Below are 19,834 nucleotides of genomic sequence, written 5' to 3' on the forward strand. Positions count from 1 at the left end.
CTGGGGACGTGAAAAGTGGCTGAGCAGCCGACGATCGTGGTGCGTGGCGAGGTGCAGCGCGAGGTGCCGCCCGACCAGGCCGAGATCGGTGTGACCATCCGGGCCCGCGACCGCGACCGCGAGTCGGTGCTGGCCCGCCTCACCGAGCGGGCCGCCGAGGTCCGCGCGGTCGTCGACGATTTTTCGGTCGAGCGGCGGGAGACCGGCCACATGCGGATCTACCCCGAACTCAAGCGGGGCGGCGAGCGCGTCGTCGCGTACACCGGAAGCATGTTCACGACGGTCGTCGTGACCGACTTCGACCGCCTCGGTGATCTTCTGATGCGGTTGGCCAGGCTCGACCTCGCGACCGTCGCCGGTCCCTGGTGGCAGCTTCGGCCGGGCAGCCCGGCCGAGGCTGAGGTTCGCAAGGAGGCCGTCCGTGAGGCGCTGCGGCGGGCCGCCGAATACGCGGAGGCGGTCGGCGCCCGGGTCGACCGGCTGATCGAGATCGCCGACGAAGCGACGGCACCCGCCTTCGGCATGCCGGGCTTCGCCGTCGCGGGCGGCGCCCGTTCGACCGAGGCGTCGATCGAGGTCGACCCGGAGCTGCAGACCGTGCGGGCGTCGGTGATCGTGCGGGTGGCGATCACCGAGCCCACGCTCCCGGGCTAGTTGCCGGGGATCCAGTCCATCGAGTCGGGGTGACCGCCGATGCGGCCCTTCTCGCCCCGGTCCAGGTCGCTGATCGACGCCATCGAGGGCTCGTCGAGTTCGAAGTCGAACAGGGCGAAGTTCTCGCGTACGCGATCTTCGGTTTTCGATTTGGGAATGACGATGTCGCCGCGCTGAAGATGCCAGCGGAGCACCACCTGGGCCGGAGTCCGGCCGACCTGCCGGGCGACGGCGACGACCGCCGGGTCGTCGAGCACGGCACCCTGCGCGATCGGCGAGTACGCCTCGTTGGCGATCTCGTTGTCGACGTCGTAGGCCCGGGTCATGTCGTTGGTCAGGTACGGGTGGATCTCGATCTGGTTGACCGCCGGCCGGATCTCGGTCTCCGCCCGCAGGCGGCCCAGCTGGTGCGGGGTGAAGTTGGACACCCCGATCGAGCGGGCCCGGCCCTCCCGGTAGAACTCCTCCAGCGCGCGCCAGGTCTGCACGAAGTCGCCGTCGTAGCGGGTCGGCAGCGGCCAGTGGATCAGGAAGAGGTCGACGTAGTCGGTGCCGAGCGCCTTCAGCGTGCCCTCGAAGGCCTGCCGGGCGTCGTCCGGCCGGTGGGCCGCGTTGCTGAGCTTGCTGGTGATGAAGACCTCACCGCGGTCGAGCCCGGACGCGGCGATCGCCTCGCCGACCCCGCTCTCGTTCCGGTACATCTGCGCGGTGTCGATGTGCCGGTAGCCGACGTTCAGCGCCGTCTCGACCGCGGTGCGGGTCTCGGCGGGTGGCACCTGGAAGACACCGAAACCCAGCTGCGGAATGGTACGGCCGTCGTTGAGTGTCAGTTCCGGAATCGCGGAATCCATGCTGTTCACCTACCCACCTCACCACTGATCCACCGATTTTGGGCACGGATACTCCTGTGATCGGAGAGACTCGGCAACATGCCGAAGGGTCGCCGGGACACGCTGTTGAGGGTGGCGAACGTCAACCCGGAAAGCGTGACCACGCACACCGATCGCGTTCTGTACTCCGCGATCGGCATGTTCGTGTTGCTCTACTTCGTCTACGCCACGATCGGTGGCGCCGCCTTCATCGACGCCAGCTCCAACTACACCCACCCGTGGTATCGGTGGATGGTCGGGCCGCTGGTCGCGGCCGGGGTGGTGGCGTACGACCGGGCGGTCGTCGGCCGGGTGTCGATCAGCTACGACAAGCTGGACTCGACCGACCCGAAGGACTTCCTGAAACGCCCCACCATCAGCCTCTACGCGGGCCGGCTCGCGCTCGCCCTGCTGTTCGCGGTGCTGATCACCGAGCCGTTGATGCTCGCGCGCTACCAGGGCGAGATCGACGCGCGGCTCAACCAGGTGCACAACGAGCAGCTCAGCTCGATCGACACCAGCGGAGCGATCGCCACGTACACCGCCCAGCTCAACCAGCTGAAGAAGGACGAGGCGGCCGACGACGCGGCGGTGCAGGCCCTGACCGACCGGGCCGCCCAGAAGCGGCACGACTCCAGCTCGCTCTACCAGCAGGCCCTCGCCGACTCATCCGGTAAGGGCGTCACGCATTCCGGCGGCTGTCCGGCCGGTGGCTACTGCTACAACCTGGTGCTCCAGTCGCGCGCGCTCAGCAAGCAGGCGGCCGCGCTCGACGCCCAGGCCGGTCAGCTGCTGGCCACCCAGCGGGCGGACCGGGAGGCGCGGGCCACGGAACAGTCCGACCTGTCCCGGCGCATCAGCGCCCAGCGCTCTGACAACTCGGCCGCGGTCAAGGCGGACGCCGGTTTCGGTGCGCGTACGGCGGCGATGTGGCACCTGGTGAGCAGCGACTTCTGGGGCGTCGGCGTCTTCTACCTGGGCATCACGCTGCTGCTGGTCGCCCTGGACTGCGCGGCGGTAGCGCTCAAGTTCGCCTCGCGGGGCAACGCCTACGAGCGCAACGAGGCCCGGGTGGCCCGGCGGCGCGAGCACGAGGCGGCGCTGATCCACGAGCGGGAGATCCACGACGCGCGGAACTACGGCGAGGCGATGGCCAAGGTGGTCGCGTCCGGCATCGAGGCGGCGGCCCACGACGAGCAGGTCGCCCGGGCGTCGGCGGCGCGGGCGTCGGCGGTGCTGCGGACCGCGGTGGTCACCGGCGAGGAGTCGCCCGGCCTGCACAAAGGCAACGGGGTCACCGGTGACAAGCCGGCGCTGCACGCCGCCCGCGAGGAGGAACCGGCTCCGGCGGAGCCGCTGCGCAACGGCCGGCATCGTCGTCCGCTGCGGCTTCCGGTCATCGACGCTTCCGACGTACGCTCGTTGCCGCCCCACAACGGACAGCACTACGGCCCGGTCAACCCGGGTTCGGACCGAATTCACAGCAAGTAGGGTCTGCCGAGATCGATCCTTCGGGCGGTACGATGATCGGCGGTGCTTTCGTAGCCCACGCTCTGTTGAGTCGGGCCCCTCGCCTTGTGCGGGGGGCCCGATGCGTTTTTCCGGTCTTGTTCGCGCTCGGCTCTACCGCTTCTTCGCGGCGGCCCATCCGAGGCCGACCGCCAGTGCGCCGCCCGCCGCCGCCAGCAGGCCGTGGTGCTGCGACGCCCAGAGCTGGAAGCTGCGGTTCGTGGACTTGTCGTCGAACTCGCCGTGCGCCCCGGCGTCGGCCTCGTGCCGCCCGTCGGCCGGCTCCCACAGGTTGACCGGCTGGCCGGGATCGCGCCGCTCGTCGGTCTGCTGGCTGTCGAAACCGGTGCGGGCCAGGTAGCGGTCGAGGATGCCGGGGGCGAGCGCGTTGGCGAGCAGGGTGCCCGCGGTCGAGCCGCCGACCCAGTACTCGCGGCGCTTCGGGTGATCAGCCGCGTAGAGGACGGCCTTGGCCGCCACCTCGGGCTGATAGATCGGGGGCACCGGCTGCGCCTTGCGGGGCAGCCGGGACAGCACCCAGCTGAACTGGGGCGTGTTCACGGCCGGCATCTGCACCATGGTCACGTGCACGTTCCGCTTGTCGTGCATCAGTTCGACCCGTAGCGACTCGTTGAACCCCTGGATCGCGTGCTTCGCCCCGCAGTAGGCGCTCTGCAGCGGGATGCCGCGGTAGGCCAGAGCCGAGCCGACCTGCACGATCACGCCCCGGTCGCGGGGAAGCATCCGGTTGAGCGCCGCCTTGGTGCCGTGCACATAACCCAGGTACGAGACCTCGGTGGTGCGCCGGAACTCGGCCATGTCGATGTCGGCGAACCGGGCGAACACCGAACTGAAGGCGTCGTTCACCCACAGGTCGATCGGGCCGAGATCCTTCTCGACCTGCTCCGCGGCCTCGTCGACCGCGGCGAAGTCGGCCACGTCGACCTCCAGCGGCAGGGGGATGCCGCCGGCCCGGCGTACGTCCTCGGCCGCGGCCGCCAAGCCATCCTCGCCCCGCGCGAGCAGCGCCACCGCGTCGCCGCGCGCGGCGAGCGCGCGAGCCGTCGCCCGGCCGATTCCACCGCTCGCGCCCGTCACCACCGAAACTCGTGTCATGGAGGTGAAGTTCCGCGAAGGCGGCGGAAGGAAACCTCCAGTTCAGGCCGAATCGGTGCTGTAGCCGGTGACCTGCACCGGAACGGTGTAGGTGGCGCCCTTGCAGGCGTGTTTTTGGCCGGGGCTCATGGACAGCGCCCCCGGGATCGTGAACGCTCCGACGGTGTTCCGCGGCACATCCCACGACACGTCGAACCGCGGCCGCGTCAGCGACACCCCCGGCGCCGTGCACCCGGCATCCCGGTGCTCGTCGTCGGCGACGACGTTGCCGCTACCCGGGGTCACCAGCTTGATCCGGATCGGGAAGTCGTACTCGTTGGCCACCGTCACGGTCAGGTTGCCGGCCCCGCCCGGGGTGAGCGGCCGGTTGAGGTCGTTGCGGGCGCGCAGCGTCAACTCGACCGCGGTGCCGGTGTCCCGGCCACCGACCTTCGGCTCGGTGATGCGCCAGTACGCCCAGGCCGCGCCCGCGTTCACCACGATCGCGGCGGCGGCGGCGATGCTGAGGATCGTCCGGGTCCGCCCGTCGATGCGCCTCTTCCGGGCCTGACCGGCCGGGCGCACCTCCCAGGTCGGCTCCTCGTGATCGGCCGTCTCCAGCTCGATATGAAAGTCTTCGTTGTCGTCGTGCTCCCGGTTTCCCTCACCGGAGAGCAGATCCCGGCGGATCACGGCCGTCTGCCAAGTCTTCGCATGCGGCGCTTTCCTCCTCAAGGGCGGGATGGGGACTGGTCATATAACGTTCCCCGAACGAGCCGGATCCTGTGATCGGGATTTAGTCCGCCCTTGTGCGCGCATAAATCGCACAGGAGCGGCTATCCGGCTTAACCCTCCCGGGGGAACCCCGGGGCGTGGCGACCGCGGCGGCCATGACCTGCGATTTTCTACGAACCGCTCCACCTGCGCGGCGACAGGGACATAGCAGCGGGACCCGCCGGCCACAAATCCGCGCCGGTCAAGGTCGAAGATTACCCACGGCGCCAGGCCATTCTCCTGTACGCCTGCACGTGCACCCATCCTACGATCGGCGCCGGCGGTTGAGGAGTTGCCTAATCCGTTCGGGTCGGTGCCCTATTCGGAGGCGCTCGGGGCGGGCGAAGGACCGATCACGGAAGGACTGTCCGAAGGAGTCGAATCCGCCTTCGGGGATTCGGTTTTCTCCGGCGCCTTTTCGGTCGCCTCCGGGGCCGGGTCGGTCTCCGGCCTCTTGACCGGAGCGTCGGTGGTCGACGCCGGTGTCGGAGTGGTCTCGACGGGAGCGGCGGCTTGGGCCGCTTCGCTGCCGGTTCTCGCGGTGGCGGCCTTGGCCAGGGCGGTGGCCGGTGCCGGTGCGGGGAAGATCAGCTTGGGGTTGCTGAGGGGGCCTTCGGGGCCGGTCCAGGACTGAAGCTTCGGCTTGATCGCCCACTTCCACTTGCCGCCGGCCAGCTCGGCGCCGGTGAAGGTGGCCGACTCGTCCCCGGAACCCGACGCGGCGACAGTGCGGGCGATCGAGGGAAGCGGAGTCTCATCGGTGTCGTGCGCGGTGACGACGTAGGCGGTCATCTTCACGCCGGCGAGGTTCTGAGCCTTCCAGTGCACGACCGCTTTGCCGTCACTGATCTCCGAGGTCGGCGTGGGGCCGCCGGGCATGGAAGGGGTTTGCACCTTCGCGGTTGCCGCAGGATCGGGGACGACCCAACTGGCATAGGAGACCAACGTGCCGCTGACGACCACGGCAGCGGTGGCCCCGAGGAAGAGGCCGACCTTGACGATCCGTCTCATCGGCCTGACCTCGCTGCGTCGCTGTCGATGTGGATGACGAACCGTGCTCGCTGGCAGGCGTCGACCACCGAACCCGGCATGTGGAGCTCGAGGTGCCCGGCGTCGCGCCGGCCGAACGGGGCGACGACCAGCGGAAGGCGGCCGGTGTAGGGCCGGACCTGGAGATTGGAGGCTGTGGGCCGGCACCCGGTCCGGGAGGTCGACGCGAGTCGCCCCTTGATCATGCGCACCGTAATGGGAAACGGATTCGGGTTCACGATGGTCAGGCTGATCTTGCGTGTGGCGCCCGGGTAGAGCAGCCCGGTCGAAGAGGTCCGGATCTGGAATGCCTGGCGATCCGAAGAATGCCCGTGCCAGTCCACCAAGGAGATTGTCTCGCCGGGCGGCGCGGACGAAGGCGCAGCACTGCCCAGCATGAGGCTTCCGGTCAGCGCGACCGAACCTGCCAGCACGAGCCGCCACTTGGACACATCGTTCCCTTCGCGATGATGAGGTGGCGGGCGATACTGCCGCCCGCCACCACGGGGATCAGGCGCTGGCGTTACTCGCCGCGGTCAGGTTGACCTTGAAAGCGAAGTTCGCGTTCTGGCAGCCGTCGTCGGGGTTGGTCTTGAGCCGCAGCGCATTCGCGAAATTGAGGGGCTTGGTCTCGCTCGCGGCGAAACCGATGTTGGTCACCAAGTCGGGTGCGACGAGGTTGTTGGTGGGGCAGGTCGTTTCGTTGCTCGTGTGAATCTCGCTGAACGAGACCTTCGACACGACGACCGGGAAGCTGTTGGGGTTCTTTGCGGAGAAGCTGACCGCCACGGGCGTCCCGGGGACCAGTGTGCCGACGATCTGCAGGCCGTTTACCTCCAACCGGGTCGCCGATCCGGCCCGGGTGCTCGCGTCGTCGGCCGAGTTCAGGCTGCGAAGGCGGCGCCGGCGCCGCCCACGGCGACCGCGACGGCGGCGGCGACGACGGCGGTGCGCTTGGTGATTTTGCGCATGGGGGGTTCCTCCTGGAACGGTGAGAATCGCGAGTGGGGCTTCGGAATTGGGGGCCGGAGTTCCGCGGAATCGTTCCGGCGCTGCGACCAAGATGACCGACGGCATCGGGTCTGGCGATAGTGCTTCCGCTTGTCCTGTTCGGAACTGTGCGGCAGCCGACTGGGGCCGACGGGTGGACCCCGGAAGGGTTACGACGGCCCTCACCGTGTTCGGACCTGACCAGCGCAAACAATCGGCACAAGGGTCACTGGCTGGGAGAATGCTGTGCCTAACAGGCACCCGCAAGCTGTTCAAGCCAGGTATCGATCAAGCTCACCGAAATCGTCGTCGAAACACGAAAGGCGGCGCGGTTTTCTCGAAATAGGATCAGAGGGGGCACACCGAACGGGTTAGGCTTTTCGTCTGAAAGACGCGTTCGGCTGACGGTTCTGTCCGGGCGGCGATCGTCAGGAGGGGAGCGCGGCGACCGCTTCGATCTCGATGCGGAAGGACGGGTGGACCAGTGCGCTGACCTGAACCAGCGAGCTCGCGGGCGGCCGCCACGGGTCGACGAACTCGTCGCGGACCTCGCGGAAATCGGCCAGATCGGCCATGTTGGTCAGGAACACCGTCAGCTTGACCAGGTCGGCCATGCGGGCCCCGGCCGCGGCCAGCGCCATCTGCAGGTTGCGGAAGACCTGCCGGGTCTGCGCCCGCGTGTCGTCGGGGCCGACCAGGCGGCCGTCGGAGTCCAGCGGCACCTGACCGCTCACCATGACCATCGTGCCGGTGAAGGCGACGACGTGGCTGTAACCGTTCGTCGGCGGCATGCCCTCGGGCTGGATCAGGTGCTGCGGCATGCCGAGAGCGTATCCGTGCCCGCAAGACCGGTGAGTTCGGGCGAGGCGGGCGGTCAACCAACAGAAAGAGCGAAAGGAGTACGGCGGATGTTGCTGGAAGGACGGAACGCGATCGTCTACGGCGGTGGCGGCTCGATCGGTGGGGCGATGGCGCGGGCGTTCGCGGAGCAGGGCGCGCACGTCTTCCTGGCCGGGCGCACCCAGGCCGGCCTCGACGCGGTCGCGGCGGAGATCGTGGCGAACGGTGGCCGGGCCGACACCGCGATCGTCGACGCGCGGGACGAGGCGGCGGTCGACGCGCACGCCGACGAGGTCGCGCGGGCGGCGGGCGGGATCCAGATCTCGGTCAATGTGATCACGGACAACGACGTACAGGGAAAGCCCGCCGCCGAAATGGCGGTGGCCGATTATCTTGCCCCGGTCGAGGTCGGCCTGCGGTCGCGGTTTTTGACCGCGCGGGCGGCGGCCCGGCACATGAAGCAGCAGCGGGACGGTGTGATCCTGATGTTCGGCGGGGACGGCGACCGGTCGGCCCACCGGCGGAATCACCAGCTGGGTGGGCTGGTCACCGGGTTCTCGGCGATCGAGGCGCTGCGCCGGCAGCTGGCGTGTGAGCTGGGCGAATACGGCATCCGCGTGATCACCCTGCAGACCGGGGGCGTGCCCGAGTCGATCCCGGCCGAGCTCGAGTGGCGCGCCCCGATCGAGAAGAGCCTGGTCGAGAGCACCCTGCTGGGTCGCGCCGCGACCCTGGAGGACGTCGGCAACGTGGCCGTCTTCGCCGCGTCGGACTGGGCCCGCACCATCACCGGCGCCGCCATCAACATGACCTGCGGCGCGTTCGTCGACTAGACCGGCCGGGATCAGGGCCGGCCGGGATCAGGGGCGGGCGGCCACGACCAGGAACCGGTGCGCGGTCACGGTGAACGACCCCCGGGCCCGGATCACCGCGTCGAGGCGGCGCAGCTCCCGGGCGTAGCGCTCCGGGGTGAAGTCGCGTATCTGCCACGGCGACGCCCCGAGCTGCCGCACCACCTCTTCGATCGAGTGGAAGGCGACCGGCGGGTGCTCCTCGCGTACGTCAGTCACCCGGAGCCCCGCGGCGGCGAGAGCCGCCGTCGCGACCTCGGCATTCCACCGCTGCATGCGGGGTGGGGTGGCGCCCAGCGTGTCGTTGAGCGCGACCAGGTCGTCGCTGCCCACCTGCTGGCTCAGCACCCGGCCGCCGCGCCGCAGCAGGCGGGCGATGTCGGCCGCCGGGAGGCGCCCGTGCCGGCTGAGCACGACGTCGAACTCCTCCTCGCCGCCCGGCAGCTCGGTGAGGACGGGGACGCCGAACGGCATCAGGCGGTCGCGCGCGACCGGGATGTTGCGGGCCCAGCTCTCCACGGCGATCGTGTGCGTCGGGAGCGGGGCCAGCTCGGCCAGCAATTCGCCGCTGCCGGTGTCGAGATCGAGGAGGCTGGTGGCGTTGCGCAGCTGGGCGCGGGCCAAGCCGGGGTACGACCATGACGGCTCGGACCCGAGGGCACGACCGTCCAGCCAGGCGAACTCCCAGCCGGTGCCGTGCACGCCCGAGGCCTCGCCGACCAGATCGTCGTACCGCCCGCTGCGCACAAGCGAACGGTAGCCAGCGACGCTGTGTGCCAACCGTCTCTCCCCGGCGCCCGTTAAGGGGTCTGAGCTGGGCAAACTAGGCTAGATAGACCCCAGTGACAGTCGAATCGTTGGCCATCCGTTACCGACCTGGTGCCACTAAAGAAGTCGTGCGAACGTCTCGCCGATGAACTCCGGGTTATGGCGCAAGGTGGCGCTGCCGACGGTGAGCTCGATCACTACCGTGCCGGGCAGTTCGGTGCTCGCCGCGCGGGGCGAAACCCACAGCTTGTCGGTCTCGGCCAGGCGCTTCGCGTTCTCGGCGTAACGCTCGGCGGTCGTCGGCAGCCAGACGTGCATCATCGGCGTCTGCGGCGGCGAGGGCAGCACCCGTACGCCCGGCACGGCTTCCAGCGCGGCCGCCACCGCGTGGGCGTGTTCCATCCGGGCCGGCATCTCGGCGAGCGCGCCCGGCAGCCGGTTACGGGCCGACGCGGCGGCCGGCCAGAGCGCGAAGAGGGTGCCGCCGAGCCTCCGGCGCCACTCCTTGACCTGGGCCACGTCGGCCACCGACCCGGCTACGCAGCAGCCGGGCAGCGCGCCGACGCCCTTGTAGAACGAGACGTAGACGGTGTCGAACAGGGCCGCGATCTCGGCCGGCGTCTTGCGGTAGCCGGCCGTGGCCTCCCAGAGCCGGGCGCCGTCCATGTGAACCGCGGCTCCCCGGTCGCGGGCCCAGCCGGTCTGCGCGACCAGGTCGTCGAAGGGCGGCAACTGGCCGCCCAGGTCGCGCTGCGGCAGTTCGAGCAGCAGCGCCGCGACCGGCTCGGCGACCGCCCGCAGATCGTCGAGCGTGATCAGCCGGGTCAGCTCGCCGACCGAGCGCCCGACCAGGCCGTGCATTCGCGCATAGCCCTCCTGCTCGTGCCGGGCGACGTGACAGTAGGGATGCCACAGGACGGTGCGCGGCCCACGGGTGTCGGCGTGCACGCGCAGGGTGGCGGCCTGGGCCATCGTGCCGCTGGGCAGGAAGACGGCGGCCGGCTTGCCGAGCAGCGCGGCGACCTCACGCTCGAGGTCGGCGACGACGCCGCCCTCGCCATAATGGTCGGGCTCGACGTCGTCGCCGATCGAGGCGATCATCTCGGCCGGGTGGCCGAAGCCGTTGCCGAGGAAGGTGTCGGTGCATGCGGCGCGGCGTGCGGCAATCTCGTCCACCGCGCCAGTCTGGCAGAGCCGGCTAGTGCCGGACCGGCATCAGGATCGAGAATCGCGAATCGTCGCCCGGCACCCGGAACGCCAGCGGCTTGATCGGCCCGTCGAGCTCCAGCACGAGCTGGCCGGCCGCGCCGGCATCGAGCGCCTCGAGCAGGAACTCGCGCCGCACGGCCACATGCGAGGCGGCATCCGCCGCCCACTCACCCTCGGCGACCAGACGCACGCTCCCGGCCGGGTCAATGCCCAAAACCGAGATTTCGTACGCCGTGCCCTCGTGCTCCCGCATCGTCGCCGGAGCGGCCGCGACCGCCTCCCGCAGCACCGCGGTGTCGACCGTGATCTGTTTCCGCTGATCGCCGGGCGGCAGCAGCCGGCGGAAGTCGGGAAACTCGAACGGCAGCGGCTTGGTCTCGACCACGCCGTCCGCCGTCTCGGCCTTCGCCGCCTCGGCGGTCAAGTCGAGTGTCACCTGGCCGGTGCGCACCGCCCGGACCTGATCGACAAAGGTCAACGGCAGGAACGCCCGGGCCGGCGGCCCCTCGATCGAGGCCGCCGCTTTGGCCGCGGCCAGCCGGTAGCGGTCGGTCGCGACCAACGTCAGCGTCATCCCGTCGGTCTCGGCGTGGACACCGGCCGGAACCGGGCCGTCGGTGCCGGCCGGCGCGGCGAAGCGGACGGCGTCGAGGGTGGCGGCCAGCGCGGCGGCCGGCAGGGTGATGCGGGTCATGAGATTTTCCTCCAGGTCGAGAAGGGCGTGGACGCGGAGGAGCTCACGCTTGGCGTCGGCCAGCCCGTCCTCGAGGCGGTGCCGGTGCCGGTCGAGCCGGCGGCGCACGGCCTCGGGGTCACCCAGGTCGTGGACCGCCCGGGCGATCTCGGCCACCGGCATGCCCACCCGCCGCAGCCCGGCGATCAGCCGGGCCGCCCGCACCTGCTCGTCGGTATAACGGCGATAGCCGGTCGCCGGGTCGACCTCGGCCGGCACCAGCACCCCGGCCCCGTCGTAGAACCGCAGCGCGCTGACGCTGAGCCCACTGGCCCGCGCCGCCTCGCCGATGCCTCGCATGTCTCCTGCCACCCCGCCGACCCTGCTCCCTCAACCTGCTGGAGGGTCAAGTCTGCCCGCCCGAGCGGCACGCAGCCGGAGTTATCCACAGCGGCTTGGTGGTGAGGTGGGGCCGTTGAGTGCAGAAATACCCCTGATCACTCAGGTCGGATGCCCGCCAGGATTTATCCGGAATCCTAGGCCTGATCGGCCGTACCTCGACTCTCGATCGTCGCAAGGCGGCGACAGGTAGTAACGCAGTTGTACGCTTCCCGGACGATGCACAGGAACCCGACTGAGCGGAATATGTCGATGGACGCCATCGCATGTCGCGGTTTCGAACGCCCGGCCTGGCGCGAGTTCAATCGGCCCTAGTCGAGGCGGAGAAAGAGCCATGTCCAAAGACGCGGTTGACCGCCCGGGGCCTACGGCCAGGCGACGGCGGAGAACCGGAGGTTTTCGTCGCTACCGTCCGCCGCGGCGCGGATCCGGGAGCCGCGCTCGGCTGCAGCCTCCGCTGGTCGCGTCGTGAAGGGGCCGGACTCCACCCGGCGGCCGATGGCCGTCGTGCTGACCGCGCTCGAACTGGAGCATGCCGCGGTCGTCGCCCACCTGTCGCGGCCGATCGTCGAACAGGTCGAACGTGGTCTGATCTTCGATGTCGGGACCTTCTCCGGACGCCGGCCGTGGCGCGTCGCGGTTGCTCAGGCCGGGCCTGGCAACCCCTCGGCCGGAGTGCTGCTCGAGCGGGCGGTGTCGGTGTTCGCGCCCGAGGTCGCGATGTTTGTCGGCATTGCGGGTGGCCGTAAGGACGTCCGGCACGGGGACGTGGTCGCCGCCGATGCGGTCTACGACTACGAGTCCGGCAAGGACGACGAAAGCCGCTACCTTCCGCGGATCAAGACGGCGGCGCCGTCGTTCGCGCTCGTGCAGCGGGCGCAGGCCGTCGCGCGCCGGGCGAAGTGGCCCGAACGCATCAAGCCGGCTCCGCCGGAAAGCCGGCCGTCGGCGTTCGTGAAGCCGATCGCGGCCGGCGGCAAGGTCGTGGCGCACGACCGGTCGAGTACCGCCCGGCTCGTTGCCGCCTCGTGCGGCGATGCCCTGGCCGTGGACATGGAGAGTTACGGCTTTCTCCGCGGCGCGTACGTCAATGACGGTGTCGCCACGCTCGTGGTGCGGGGAATCTCCGACCTGCTCAGCGACAAGACCGCACGCAACGACGAGCAGTGGCAGGTCGTCGCCGCGCGTCATGCCGCCGCGTTCGCGTTCGAGGTGCTCGCGTCCGCGGACGTTGCCGCCGTGGGTTCGGCGGGTCGTCCGCCGGCCGCCACGTGGGTCCAGAACAACCAGCCGGCCGGCGGCACGGTCTACGCGAACCAGGGCGGCCACCAGACGATCTACGTTTCCGATCCGGGGCGAGGAGAACGATGAACCCCTCTGGCAACCAGAACCCGAACCAGTTCACTCAGAACAACTCTCCACGCCGCGGTGGCAACGTGTACGCCAACCAGGGCGGAAACCAGATCATCCACACTGGGCCGGCCAAGCGCGGAGGCGGCGACACCAAGGCTCTTCTCGTGACGCTCGGCTCGGACGCCGTCTTCTTTCTCTACGGCATGCTGTCGTACACCGGCCAGAACTCCTCCGGGGACGAATGGCGCGCCGGGATCTTCATAGTGCTGCTGGTCGTGACCGCGGGCATGATCAGGCGCTGGTTGCGCCGTCGTGTCTGAGAGCGGGCGATGGCGGGTGCGCGGGGTTCAGTAGGCGAAGATCAGGCTTGCCGCGACGGCGAGCATGACGGCGGCGATCAGGGCGTCGAGCAGGCGCCAGGCGGCTGGGCGGGCGAGCAGCGGGGCCAGCCGGTGGGCGCCGGCGCCCAGGGCGGTGAACCAGGTCAGGCTGGCGGCCGCCGCGCCGAGGCCGAAGAGCCAGTGGTGGGGGTGCTGTTGGGCGATCGAGCCGAGCAGCAGCACGGTGTCGAGGTAGACGTGCGGGTTGAGGTAGGTGAAGGCCAGGCACGCGAGCAGGGTGGCGCGCAGGGTGGCCGGGGCGCGTTCGGCCGGGCTGAGCGCGGCGGGGCGTAGCGCCCGGCGGGCGGCCAGGATCGCGTACGCGGTGAGGAAGGCCGCGCCGATCCAGCGGATGGCCGTGACCGCGTCGGGGCGGGCCGTGATCACCGCGCCGAGGCCGCCGATGCCCGCCATGATCAGGATCAGGTCGGAGAGCGCGCACGTCAGGACCACCGGCAGCACGTGTTCGCGGCGGAGTCCCTGGCGGAGGACGAACGCGTTCTGGGCGCCGATCGCGATGATCAGGACGGCGGAGGCGGCGAAGCCGGCGAGGGTGGAGGTGAGCACGTCTCCGACGGTAGAAGCCGGTCGGCGCGAAGAAAAACTAAAGATTCTTACGAGGGATTAGCATCGCTTAAGTGGATGCGGTGCAGCTGGCCACCTTCCAGGCGGTCGTCGATACGGGCAGCTTCGAGGCGGCGGCCCGGCAGCTGCACGTCACGCCGTCCGCGGTCAGTCAGCGGATCAAGGCGCTCGAGCGTTCCGTCGGTCAGGTGCTGGTGCGCCGGGCCAAGCCGTGTGTGGCGACGGCGGCCGGTGAGGCCCTGGTGCGGTTCGCCGGGCAGGTCGCGCTGCTCGAGCGGGAGGCCCTCGACCAGGCCCGCGACGGCACCCGGGTCTCGATCGTGGTGAACGCCGACTCGCTGCACACGTGGTTTCTGCCCGCGCTGGCCCGGGTGCCCGGCCCGCGCTACGAGCTGCACACCGACGACCAGGACTACACGGCCGACCTGCTGCGGTCGGGCACCGCGATGGCCGCGGTCACCTCGCAGCACGTCGCGGTGCAGGGGTGCCGGCTGGAGAAGCTCGGCGCGATGCGCTACCTGCCGGTCGGTCCCGCGACGAGCAGAGACGACCTGCCGAACGCGCCGATGATCGTCTACAACCGCAAGGACCGGTTACAGCACCGGTTCCTGGCCGGCCGGGTCAAGGATCCGCCGGTGCATCACGTGCCGGCCGCGTCGGCGTTCGTCGACGCGATCCGGCTCGGGCTGGGCTGGGGCATGGTGCCGGAGCCGATCGCCCGCCGCGACATCGAGGCCGGACTCTACGTACAGCTGGAGGACGCCCACCTGGACGTCCCCCTCTACTGGCAGTACTGGAAGATCGAGTCGACCGTGCTCGGCGAGCTGACGGCAGCGGTGAAAGAAGCCTTCAGTCGTTGGCGTGCAGAGCCGTGTTGAGCTCGATGCCGGTGCCCTTGCGCGGCCGGGCCTCGAGCACGCCGGTCACCGAGTTGCGCCAGAACAGCAGGCCGGGCACGCCGGAGAGCTCGCGCGCCTTGACCACCCGGCCGTCGGGCAGGGTGAGCTTGGAGCCGGCGGTGATATAGACGCCCGCCTCGACGACGCTGTCGTCGCCGAGCGAGATGCCGGTGCCCGCGTTGGCGCCGAGCAGGCAGCGCTCGCCGATCCAGACCTTGTCGGTGCCGCCGCCCGAGAGCGTGCCCATGATGGACGAGCCGGCGCCGATGTCGGTGTGGTCGCCGACGACGACGCCCTGCACGATGCGGCCCTCGACCATCGCGGTGCCCAGCGTGCCCGCGTTGAAGTTGATGAAGCCCTCGTGCATCACGGTGGTGCCGGAGGCGACGTGGGCGCCGAGCCGCACGCGGTCGGCGTCGGCGATGCGTACGCCCGAGGGCACCACGTAGTCGGTCATGCGCGGGAACTTGTCGACCCCGTAGACCGCCAGGTGCCGGCCGGCGGCGCGCTCGATCAGGCGCAGTTCGTCGACCCGGTCGGCCGGGCAGGGGCCGGCCGACGTCCAGGCGACGTTGGCCAGCTTGCCGAAGATGCCGTCCAGGTTGAGCGAGTTGGGCCGCGCGAGCCGGTGCGACAGCAGGTGGAGCCGGAGGTAGGCGTCCGACGCGTCGGCGATCGGCTCGGCCAGCGACTTGACCTCGACCCGCACTTCGACCGTGGACAGGCCGGGCAGGGCCCGGGGACCGGTCAGCCCGGCCGGCAACACCGGCTGGTCGTCTGAGGGGAGGGGGCCCAGCCCGAGGAAGCCCTCGGGGAACCAGGTGTCGAGCACCTGGCCCTCGGCGGTGACGGTGGCGAGGCCGATGCCCCAGGCGGGCGAGGTCGAGATCGCGATTTCCACGCTCCGCACCCTACTAAAAGGGCCGGTACGCCGTCGCGGCGCCAGCGTATTGACCTGCCTCAACGGCCTGGGCGTGCCGAAGATCGCAGAGGAGCCGGTGGTTCACCCTGCACAGGTATGGTGCGGCCTATGGCGAACCCGCTGTCTCCGGACGTGCTGGTCGACCCGGTCGTGTTGACCCGCGCCCTGGTCGACGTGCAGTCCGTTTCCCGCAACGAATCGGTGATCGCCGACTTCGTGGCCGAGGTGCTCCGGACGGCTCCCTATCTGAGTGTCGACCGGCTGGGCAACACGGTGATGGCGCGCACCGATCTGGGGCGCGAACAGCGGGTGGTGCTGGCCGGTCATCTCGACACCGTCCCGCTGAACGACAACTTTCCCTCCACCGTCGTCGACGATCTCATCTACGGCTGCGGGGCGTCGGACATGAAGTCCGGGGTCGCCCTCGCCCTCCACCTCGCGGCGACCCTGCCCGACCCGGCGTACGACGTCACCTACCTCTTCTACGAGGCCGAGGAGGTCGAGTCGCAGGCGAACGGGCTCCGGCACGTCGCCGAGGCGCGGCCCGAGTGGCTGACCGCCGATTTCGCGGTGCTGCTCGAACCGACGTACGGCGTGGTCGAGGCCGGCTGCCAGGGCACCCTCCAGGCGTCGGTGCACATCGGCGGCCGGCGGGCGCACACCGCGCGGGCCTGGCGCGGGATCAACGCGATCCACGCCGCGGGCGAGGTGCTGCGGCGGCTCGACGACTACCGCCCACGCACGGTGACGATCGACGGGTGTACGTACCGTGAGGGCCTGAACGCGGTCGAGATCTCCGGCGGCGTGGCCGGCAACGTCGTCCCCGACGTGTGCACGGTGCGGGTCAACATGCGGTTCGCGCCCGACCGCACGGAGAAGCAGGCGTTCGAACACCTGCACGACGTCTTCGAGGGCTACGAGGTCGAGCTGACCGACTCGGCGCCCGGGGCGATGCCGGGGCTCGACGCGGCACCGGCCCGCGAGTTCGTGGCCGCGGTCGGTGAGGCGCCGGCGGCCAAGCTGGGCTGGACCGACGTGGCCCGGTTCGCGTCGCTCGGCATCCCGGCGCTCAACTACGGGCCCGGCGATCCGCTGCTCGCGCACGCCCCGGACGAACACGTCGAGATCGGCAAGATCCGGGACGGCGCGGCCACGCTCCACCGCTGGCTCGCGTCCTACCCGAGCTGACTGGCCGCGTACGCCTGCCCACCGCGTACGGGAAGAGGGCGCAAGCGGACCCTCAGGCCGACCGGACCGTGACCCGGCCGATCGCCCGCCCGGCGGGCGGAGCCGGCACCGGATGCAGCAGCGCGGCCACCGGGATCTCGATCGTGGCCTCGCCCGGGTCGGCGGGCTCGGCATGATTGTCGGGCCGGGCAGCGGACATGCGCCGCTCCTCGACCACCAGACGGATGCGCCGTTGCATGCGGCGCTGCATCTTCATTCTTTCGTATCGGGTCGTCACGGTGGCTCCCTTGCCTAGCGCCGTGCCCTGCCGTAGAGGTCTAGCCGCGGAGGTTTGGTAACTGTACAGACGCTTCAGAGCTACCGTCCGTTGCTTCAATCTGGCAAAAAGGTCGCCGACCCGCAATCCTCTTACCGAAACCCAGCCGGTTGTTCACCGGGTTACTGACCGTCCGCACTACCTTTTACGCATGACGGACAGCACCAACGGGCGACCTTCCGGCGCCGAGCGCCACCGCGGGGCGGTCACGCTCCGCCATGATTCCATTCCGCCGAGCACAGCCGACGAGAAGCTGCTGGACTCGCACCACCGGCGCGAATGGAAGACCAAAGACGCCTGGCGGTCGCTGCGGATCCTGTCCGAGTTCGTCGAAGGCTTCGACACGCTGGCCGACCTGCCGCCCGCGGTGAGCGTCTTCGGCTCGGCCCGCAGCACCCCCGACAGCCCCGAATGCGAGCTGGCCGCCGCGCTGGGCGCCGCCCTCGCCGAGGCGGGCTACGCGGTGATCACCGGCGGCGGCCCGGGCGTGATGGAGGCGGCCAACCGCGGCGCCACCGAGGCCGGCGGCATGTCGGTCGGGCTCGGCATCGAGCTGCCGTTCGAGCAGGGGCTCAACGACTGGGTCGACGTCGGCATCGACTTCCGCTACTTCTTCGTCCGCAAGACCATGTTCGTCAAGTACGCCCAGGCCTTCGTCGTGCTGCCGGGCGGCTTCGGCACGCTCGACGAACTGTTCGAGGCGATCACCCTCGTGCAGACCAAAAAGGTCACCCGCTTCCCGGTGATCCTGATGGGCGTCGACTACTGGGCCGGCCTGGTCGACTGGATCCGCAAGACGCTGCTCTCCGACGGCAAGGTCAGCGAGTCCGACCTCGACCTGATCCAGCTCACCGACGACGTGGAAGAAGCGGTCCAGATCATCGTCAGCGCTCAGGAGGCCGTGCTGGCCAAAGACCAGGGGAATCGCTGATGGCCGCGATCGGCGTCTTCTGCGCGTCGTCCTCCACCCTCGAACAGAAATGGCTCGACCTGGCCACCGACACCGGCCGCGAGATCGCCGCCCGCGGGCACACGCTGGTCTCCGGCGGCGGCTGCGTCGGCATGATGGGCGCGGTCGCCGACGGGGCCCGCTCCGGCGGCGCGCACACGCTCGGCGTGATCCCGCAGTCCCTGGTGGACCTCGAGGTCGCCGACGTCCACTCGGACGAACTGATCGTCACCGCCGACATGGGCAGCCGGAAAAACCTGCTGATCGAGCGGTCGGACGCGTTCATCACGCTGCCCGGTGGTCTGGGCACGATGGACGAACTGTTCGAGGTGTGGACGACGGCCACGCTCGACCTGCACCACAAGCCGATCGTGCTGCTCGACCCGGAGGGCTTCTACGACGGGTTGCTGGCCTGGCTCTCCCAGCTGGCCCACACGCAGTTCGTGCGGCAGGCGGCGCTCGACCGGGTGACCCTGGCCAAGTCGATCGCCGGAGCACTCGACCACATCGAGGGTCGCCCCGCCCGGTAGGGCGTGGAACACTGCGGGACATGCCCCCGCAACGGGCGACCCTGCTTCAGGTCGCACAGCGGGCCGGTGTGTCCCGCAGCACGGCGTCCTTTGTCCTGGCCGGACGGCACGCGGACATGAGGATCTCCGAAGATGCCCGGCAACGGGTGCTCCGGGCCGCCCAGGAGCTGGACTACCGGCCCAACCTGATGGCACGCAGCCTGCGCACCAAGGTCACCCGGACGGTCGCGCTGGTCTCGGACACCCTCGCCTCCGACCCGTACGCCGGGGCCGCCATCCACGGCAGCCTGGCCGCGGCCGTCGCCCACGGGCATCTGCTGTTCATCGGCGAGACCGAAGGCAACCCGTTGGTCGAGGAGAAGCTGATCTCCGACTTCCTCGACCGGCAGGTCGACGCGTTCATCTACGCCAGCATGTTCACCCGCTACGTCCGGCTGCCCCGGCTGCTGCGCGACCGCCCGGTGGTGCTGCTCAACTGCCTGACCCGGGCCGCGCCGGCCCACCACGCCTTCATCCCGGACGAGCACGAGGCCGGCGTCACCGCGGCCCGCACCCTGCTCGACGCCGGCCACCGCGGCGGCATCCACCTGGTCGGCAACGCGTCCGAGCGGGTCTTCGCGGCCCGCGAACGGCTGGCCGGCATCGGCTCGGCGGGCGCCCGGCTCGCCGCGCCGATCGAGTGCGAGTGGTGGCCCGAATCGGCGTACGAGGCGGTCAGCCGGGCCCTGCGGGACGGCCTCGCCCCCCGGGCGCTGATCTGCCTCAACGACCGGATCGCCCTCGGTGCCTACCAGGCGCTGCGGGCGGCCGGCCGGACGATCCCGGACGAGGTGTCGGTGATCTCGTTCGACGACTCCGACCTGGCGGCCTGGTTACGGCCGCAGCTGACCAGCATTTCGCTGCCGCACTACCAGCTGGGATGGCAGGCGGTCGAGGCGCTGCTCGGGCCGGCGTCGGAACCGGCCGTCCACCGGCTGCCCATGCCGGTCCGCCTGCGCGCCTCGATCGGGAAGGCGCCGTTCGAATAACGTCGTACCGGCGTGGTCTCATTG

General features: G+C 70.2%; 23 protein-coding genes. 10 read left to right on the forward strand and 13 right to left on the reverse strand.

Annotated features, from left to right (window positions below; genetic code table 11):
- Positions 1-15: 15 nt before the first annotated feature.
- Entirely contained in the window at positions 16-654 is a 639-nt protein-coding gene (locus AB0M88_RS12170; RefSeq protein WP_364099512.1) for an SIMPL domain-containing protein, read from the forward strand.
- Here AB0M88_RS12170 and AB0M88_RS12175 read toward each other — a convergent pair.
- Positions 651-1,505 carry an aldo/keto reductase gene (locus AB0M88_RS12175; RefSeq protein ID WP_364099515.1) on the reverse strand — a complete coding sequence of 285 codons (855 nt, stop codon included), beginning with the start codon at positions 1,503-1,505 and terminating at the stop codon, positions 651-653. The two genes, AB0M88_RS12170 and AB0M88_RS12175, sit on opposite strands and share 4 nt — an antisense overlap.
- A 78-nt stretch (positions 1,506-1,583) precedes the next feature.
- On the opposite strand from AB0M88_RS12175, the gene AB0M88_RS12180 reads away from it, so the two are divergent.
- Positions 1,584-3,014 carry a DUF4407 domain-containing protein gene (locus tag AB0M88_RS12180; RefSeq protein ID WP_364099518.1) on the forward strand — a complete coding sequence of 477 codons (1,431 nt, stop codon included), beginning with the start codon at positions 1,584-1,586 and terminating at the stop codon, positions 3,012-3,014.
- Positions 3,015-3,146: 132 nt separating this feature from the next.
- Here the strand turns inward: AB0M88_RS12180 and AB0M88_RS12185 are convergent, their stop codons facing one another.
- The 6 genes from AB0M88_RS12185 to AB0M88_RS12210 form a co-directional block, all read right to left on the reverse strand.
- Positions 3,147-4,148 (reverse strand): SDR family oxidoreductase, encoded by a 1,002-nt coding sequence (locus tag AB0M88_RS12185; protein ID WP_364099521.1) that lies wholly within the window; start codon positions 4,146-4,148, stop codon positions 3,147-3,149.
- A gap of 42 nt (positions 4,149-4,190) precedes the next feature.
- Entirely contained in the window at positions 4,191-4,820 is a 630-nt protein-coding gene (locus AB0M88_RS12190) for a hypothetical protein (RefSeq protein ID WP_364099524.1), read from the reverse strand.
- 399 nt (positions 4,821-5,219) lie between these two features.
- Complete coding sequence (locus tag AB0M88_RS12195; RefSeq protein WP_364099527.1) at positions 5,220-5,912, reverse strand: hypothetical protein; 693 nt, start codon at positions 5,910-5,912, stop codon at positions 5,220-5,222.
- Positions 5,909-6,382 (reverse strand): hypothetical protein, encoded by a 474-nt coding sequence (locus AB0M88_RS12200; RefSeq protein WP_364099530.1) that lies wholly within the window; start codon positions 6,380-6,382, stop codon positions 5,909-5,911. Before AB0M88_RS12200 ends, AB0M88_RS12195 begins: the two co-directional genes overlap by 4 nt.
- 58 nt (positions 6,383-6,440) lie before the next feature.
- On the reverse strand, positions 6,441-7,007 hold the full coding sequence (locus AB0M88_RS12205) for a hypothetical protein (protein WP_364099532.1): 567 nt from the start codon (positions 7,005-7,007) through the stop codon (positions 6,441-6,443).
- A 341-nt stretch (positions 7,008-7,348) separates the two neighbouring features.
- A complete protein-coding gene (locus AB0M88_RS12210) occupies positions 7,349-7,741 on the reverse strand; it encodes a RidA family protein (RefSeq protein WP_364099535.1) in 393 nt (130 codons plus the stop codon).
- 87 nt (positions 7,742-7,828) lie between these two features.
- Between AB0M88_RS12210 and AB0M88_RS12215 the strand changes: the two genes are divergently transcribed.
- A complete protein-coding gene (locus tag AB0M88_RS12215) occupies positions 7,829-8,593 on the forward strand; it encodes an SDR family oxidoreductase (RefSeq protein WP_364099538.1) in 765 nt (254 codons plus the stop codon).
- 27 nt (positions 8,594-8,620) lie between these two features.
- On the opposite strand, the gene AB0M88_RS12220 is transcribed toward AB0M88_RS12215, so the two are convergent.
- From AB0M88_RS12220 to AB0M88_RS12230, 3 genes are all read right to left on the reverse strand, one after another.
- Positions 8,621-9,358 carry a methyltransferase gene (locus AB0M88_RS12220; RefSeq protein WP_364099541.1) on the reverse strand — a complete coding sequence of 246 codons (738 nt, stop codon included), beginning with the start codon at positions 9,356-9,358 and terminating at the stop codon, positions 8,621-8,623.
- 138 nt (positions 9,359-9,496) lie between these two features.
- Complete coding sequence (locus AB0M88_RS12225) at positions 9,497-10,555, reverse strand: beta-eliminating lyase-related protein (protein ID WP_364099544.1); 1,059 nt, start codon at positions 10,553-10,555, stop codon at positions 9,497-9,499.
- 22 nt (positions 10,556-10,577) lie between these two features.
- Positions 10,578-11,621, reverse strand: coding sequence for a MerR family transcriptional regulator (locus AB0M88_RS12230; protein ID WP_364099714.1), 1,044 nt, complete (start codon positions 11,619-11,621; stop codon positions 10,578-10,580).
- 507 nt (positions 11,622-12,128) lie between these two features.
- Between AB0M88_RS12230 and AB0M88_RS12235 the strand changes: the two genes are divergently transcribed.
- Together AB0M88_RS12235 and AB0M88_RS12240 are read left to right on the forward strand one after the other, a co-directional pair.
- On the forward strand, positions 12,129-13,031 hold the full coding sequence (locus AB0M88_RS12235) for a phosphorylase (protein ID WP_364099547.1): 903 nt from the start codon (positions 12,129-12,131) through the stop codon (positions 13,029-13,031).
- Positions 13,028-13,333, forward strand: coding sequence for a hypothetical protein (locus AB0M88_RS12240; protein ID WP_364099550.1), 306 nt, complete (start codon positions 13,028-13,030; stop codon positions 13,331-13,333). The genes AB0M88_RS12235 and AB0M88_RS12240 overlap by 4 nt, the downstream gene beginning before the upstream one ends.
- Positions 13,334-13,360: 27 nt before the next feature.
- Here the strand turns inward: AB0M88_RS12240 and AB0M88_RS12245 are convergent, their stop codons facing one another.
- On the reverse strand, positions 13,361-13,960 hold the full coding sequence (locus AB0M88_RS12245) for a LysE/ArgO family amino acid transporter (protein ID WP_364099553.1): 600 nt from the start codon (positions 13,958-13,960) through the stop codon (positions 13,361-13,363).
- A gap of 71 nt (positions 13,961-14,031) precedes the next feature.
- Here AB0M88_RS12245 and AB0M88_RS12250 point away from each other — a divergent pair, with 71 nt between their 5' ends.
- Positions 14,032-14,856 carry a LysR family transcriptional regulator ArgP gene (locus AB0M88_RS12250; RefSeq protein WP_364099556.1) on the forward strand — a complete coding sequence of 275 codons (825 nt, stop codon included), beginning with the start codon at positions 14,032-14,034 and terminating at the stop codon, positions 14,854-14,856.
- Here AB0M88_RS12250 and dapD read toward each other — a convergent pair.
- Positions 14,828-15,778: a 2,3,4,5-tetrahydropyridine-2,6-dicarboxylate N-succinyltransferase gene (gene dapD, locus AB0M88_RS12255; RefSeq protein ID WP_364099559.1), complete on the reverse strand. Its 951-nt coding sequence runs from the start codon at positions 15,776-15,778 to the stop codon at positions 14,828-14,830. The genes AB0M88_RS12250 and dapD overlap by 29 nt on opposite strands.
- 129 nt (positions 15,779-15,907) lie before the next feature.
- Between dapD and dapE the strand changes: the two genes are divergently transcribed.
- A complete protein-coding gene (gene dapE, locus AB0M88_RS12260) occupies positions 15,908-16,987 on the forward strand; it encodes a succinyl-diaminopimelate desuccinylase (RefSeq protein ID WP_364099562.1) in 1,080 nt (359 codons plus the stop codon).
- Between the two features lie 52 nt (positions 16,988-17,039).
- Here the strand turns inward: dapE and AB0M88_RS12265 are convergent, their stop codons facing one another.
- Positions 17,040-17,264: a hypothetical protein gene (locus AB0M88_RS12265; protein ID WP_364099565.1), complete on the reverse strand. Its 225-nt coding sequence runs from the start codon at positions 17,262-17,264 to the stop codon at positions 17,040-17,042.
- A gap of 190 nt (positions 17,265-17,454) precedes the next feature.
- Between AB0M88_RS12265 and AB0M88_RS12270 the strand changes: the two genes are divergently transcribed.
- From AB0M88_RS12270 to AB0M88_RS12280, 3 genes are read left to right on the forward strand one after another with little or no spacing between them, the layout of a single operon-like run.
- Positions 17,455-18,234 carry a TIGR00730 family Rossman fold protein gene (locus AB0M88_RS12270; RefSeq protein ID WP_364099568.1) on the forward strand — a complete coding sequence of 260 codons (780 nt, stop codon included), beginning with the start codon at positions 17,455-17,457 and terminating at the stop codon, positions 18,232-18,234.
- Positions 18,234-18,782 carry a TIGR00730 family Rossman fold protein gene (locus AB0M88_RS12275; RefSeq protein WP_364099571.1) on the forward strand — a complete coding sequence of 183 codons (549 nt, stop codon included), beginning with the start codon at positions 18,234-18,236 and terminating at the stop codon, positions 18,780-18,782. The genes AB0M88_RS12270 and AB0M88_RS12275 overlap by 1 nt, the downstream gene beginning before the upstream one ends.
- A 20-nt stretch (positions 18,783-18,802) precedes the next feature.
- Positions 18,803-19,810, forward strand: a complete 1,008-nt coding sequence (locus AB0M88_RS12280; protein ID WP_364099574.1) for a LacI family DNA-binding transcriptional regulator — start codon at positions 18,803-18,805, stop codon at positions 19,808-19,810.
- Positions 19,811-19,834: the final 24 nt, after the last annotated feature.

Origin of the sequence: Actinoplanes sp. NPDC051411 (assembly GCF_040682075.1) — a bacterium.
Classification (GTDB): Bacteria; Actinomycetota; Actinomycetes; order Mycobacteriales; family Micromonosporaceae; genus Actinoplanes.